We start from the raw sequence: 2,761 nt of genomic DNA on the forward strand, positions 1-2,761 counted from the left end.
GGAACAGGCATCTTGCCTGTTCACCTAGCATTCACTGCAAAAAAAATCAATCCGTTTGTGGAACAGGCATCTTGCCTGTTCACCTAGCATTCACTCAAAAAAAATAAATCCGGTTGTGGAACAGGCATCTTGCCTGTTCACCTAGCATTCACTCAGAAAAAATAAATCCGGTTGTGGAACAGGCATCTTGCCTGTTCACCTAGCATTCACTGCAAAAAATAAATCCGGTTGTGGAACAGGCATCTTGCCTGTTCACCTAGCATTCACTGCAAAAAATAAATCCGGTTGTGGAACAGGCATCTTGCCTGTTCACCTAGCATTCACAGAAAAAAAATCAATCCGGTTGTGAAACAGGCATCTTGCCTGTTCACCTAGCAGCCCGCGCCACAAACAAATTCTCTTGCAACACAACCAGGATGCCTGTTCCGGGAAATTGATGTTCAAAATGCACCCGTACTGCTATCTTATGGTGGAGGCAAAAAGAGTAAAAACATAGTGGCGGCATGGGGATGGTATATCAGCGAGTTTTGCTGAAGCTCAGCGGTGAAGCGCTGATGGGCAGCTTGGGCTACGGCATCGATCCGATAGTGGTTCAGTCGATCGCCCAGGAAGTGGCCAAAGTCGTGTCCCAAGGCATTCAAATCGCGATTGTTGTCGGTGGCGGCAACATTTTTCGCGGGGTGAAAGCTGCTTCGGCAGGGATGGATCGGGCAACGGCTGATTATGTGGGCATGATTGCTACGGTGATGAATGCTATCACTTTGCAGGATGCCCTGGAACAAGCAGGAGTGCCAACGAGGGTGCAATCGGCGATCGCCATGCAAGAAGTAGCTGAACCCTACATCCGGCGGCGGGCGATTCGCCACCTAGAAAAAAAACGAGTAGTGATTTTTGGTGCCGGTTCTGGCAACCCTTTTTTTACTACTGATACTACAGCCGCTTTGCGGGCGGCTGAAATTGATGCAGAGGTGATTTTTAAAGCTACTAAGGTAGATGGGGTGTACGATTCCGACCCCCACCTCAACCCCAACGCGCGCAGGTATCAAACCCTCACCTATGCCCACGTCTTGAATCAAGATTTGCGGGTGATGGACAGTACGGCGATCGCCCTTTGCAAAGAAAATAATATTCCTATTATGGTATTTGACCTCTCGGTGTCGGGCAACATCTACCGAGCTGTAATGGGAGAATCTATTGGAACTCTTGTCGGAGGTTTTTGTGAAGTTAGCTGAAGCAGAAGATCATATGCAAAAGGCAGTTGAGGCTACTCAACGGTCTTTTAATACTATTCGGACGGGACGGGCCAACGCCTCCCTCCTCGATCGAGTCATGGTAGATTACTACGGTTCTCCAACTCCGATCAAATCCCTTGCCAATATCGGCACCCCGGATGCGACTACGATCACCATTCAACCGTTCGATCGTACAGCGCTCAACTCGATCGAAAAAGCAATTTCCCTGTCGGATGTAGGACTCGTGCCCAACAACGACGGTTCTGTTATTCGCTTGAACATTCCGCCGCTGACGAGCGACAGACGCCAAGAATTTGTCAAAATGGCCAGTAAGTTTGCTGAAGAAGGTAAAGTTGCAATTCGCAATATCCGCCGCGATGCCGTTGACTCGATTCGCAAGCAGGAAAAAAGCAGCGATATCTCTAAAGATGAATCGCGGGACTTGCAAGATAAAATTCAAAAGCTGACGGACAAGTACATTGCGAAAATAGAAGAAGTTCTGGCATCGAAAGAGAAAGATATCACGACTGTTTAGGCAATGGGCAATTGGGCAGGGGGAATAGGAATAGTTTTGAGATTGCTCAGAGTCGGCCGCGAACAACGCCCAGACGCTCGATGAGTTGTGATTTGTGAATTAAAAACTCAAGATTTAATACTCATAAGTTAGCAATTACCAGTTACTAATTCCCTGTTCCCCATAACCAATTACCAATTACCAATTACCCATAACCAAAAATGTTCGATGGCATTATTGTCGGTGCAGCCCCGGCAGGTAGCACAGCAGCTTATCACTTGGCAAAGCAGGGACGTTCTGTTTTGGTAGTAGAAAAAGCGTCTCTGCTTCGCAATAAACCTGGCGGCGGCGTTTCAGGGGCGATCGCCCAATGGCTCGATTTTGACCGGACGCCAGCTATTTCTCTGAAAGCTAACAAAATTAGCTACACGTCAACTACCGCACACTAACCCGTAGGGTATGATGTGGGCTTGAATAAAGCCTGTTGACCAGACGGCTAGTTTTCAACTAGCAGCCGTTAAGACTAAGCGTTAAAGTTCGTACCGCTGATGCCGTTTTAGAACGATGTCAAGCGTGAAGAAGGAATATTCTTAAATCCCAATTCCTTATTCTTCATTCCCAATTCTTAATCGTTAATTTAAAAATAGGAATTACGCACTATTCCTCAGAAAGCCAGTTGATTCCTAGATTTTTCGCTGCTCAACCGAATTTTTTCCAAGAAACGGGGTTCAAAAGGGTAACTCCTATTTAAAATAAAGTCGATGTGAGGATTTTTTAATACAAGCCCCGCGCTGCTTATAGAATCAATCTCAAATACTCCTGGAGGCAAAAAGTGGTTTCACACGTTACTAAGAGCGCGGTAAGGTGTTTGAGGCGCAGCCTGAATAATTACCGAAAATTTTGGGTTTAAAGCCCCGTCCTTTTAGGACGGCTTTTTCTTCTGGTTTATGTTAAGATAAAGACAGTAAATATCAAAAACAAATGAAAGCTAGATATCGCTACCGATGCTATCCGA

2 protein-coding genes and 1 pseudogene are annotated in these 2,761 nt (G+C 46.2%); all 3 read left to right on the forward strand.

Features of this window, described 5'->3' with window-relative positions; translation table 11 throughout:
* Nucleotides 1-503: 503 nt before the first annotated feature.
* Nucleotides 504-1,232: a UMP kinase gene (gene pyrH, locus QUA16_RS20650; protein ID WP_333076369.1), complete on the forward strand. Its 729-nt coding sequence runs from the start codon at nt 504-506 to the stop codon at nt 1,230-1,232.
* On the forward strand, nt 1,219-1,767 hold the full coding sequence (gene frr, locus QUA16_RS20655) for a ribosome recycling factor (protein ID WP_333105397.1): 549 nt from the start codon (nt 1,219-1,221) through the stop codon (nt 1,765-1,767). The genes pyrH and frr overlap by 14 nt, the downstream gene beginning before the upstream one ends.
* A 200-nt stretch (nt 1,768-1,967) precedes the next feature.
* A pseudogene (locus QUA16_RS20660) lies at nt 1,968-2,177 on the forward strand (FAD-dependent oxidoreductase); the annotation flags it as partial.
* Nucleotides 2,178-2,761 lie beyond the last annotated feature (584 nt).

Origin of the sequence: Microcoleus sp. S13_C3 (assembly GCF_036700905.1) — a bacterium.
Taxonomy (GTDB): domain Bacteria; phylum Cyanobacteriota; class Cyanobacteriia; order Cyanobacteriales; family Microcoleaceae; genus Microcoleus.

Bases quoted from the DNA above. Each gene is read 5' to 3' on its own strand.
- pyrH (WP_333076369.1), top strand. From the start codon at position 504: ATGGGGATGGTATATCAGCGAGTTTTGCTGAAGCTCAGCGGTGAAGCG.